A 400-nucleotide genomic window follows, 5' to 3' on the forward strand; every position below is an offset into this window, starting at 1 on the left:
GAAACTGAAACCATTGATGATAGTGAAGAATGACAAGGGACAACGAATGTATCCCAGGAAGGTAAAGATGGAAAGAAAATTGTACACTATTCAATCAAGTACGAAAATGGTCGATCTGTTGAAGAGGACATCATAAATGAAGATGTAATAACAGAACCTACCAATAAAATTGTTATTAGGGGAACGAAAACATCACCATCAAGGGGTACAGGGGACCTTACTTGGCCAGCTGTAGGAGGATATATCTCGAGTCAATATGGACCTCGTTGGGGACGAATGCACAATGGTATAGATATAGCTCGACCTTCAAACTATAATATCTTAGCTGCTGACAATGGTACTGTATCTTCTGCAGGTTATGAAAATGGATATGGTAATACCATTCGAATCAATCATAATA

Annotated in this window: 1 protein-coding gene and 1 pseudogene; both read left to right on the forward strand. The window is 38.2% G+C overall.

All coding sequences use genetic code 11. The features are described 5' to 3' along the window. Positions 1-45: 45 nt before the first annotated feature. Positions 46-177, forward strand: a pseudogene (locus AOA59_RS33665) (G5 domain-containing protein); the annotation flags it as partial. A 99-nt stretch (positions 178-276) separates the two neighbouring features. Further along, a partial coding sequence (locus AOA59_RS33670; RefSeq protein WP_218212227.1) for a M23 family metallopeptidase occupies positions 277-400 on the forward strand: 124 nt, incomplete at its 3' end.

Source organism: Pseudomonas sp. 2822-15, from assembly GCF_002742515.1.
GTDB classification, from domain to species: domain Bacteria; phylum Pseudomonadota; class Gammaproteobacteria; order Pseudomonadales; family Pseudomonadaceae; genus Aquipseudomonas; species Aquipseudomonas salomonii.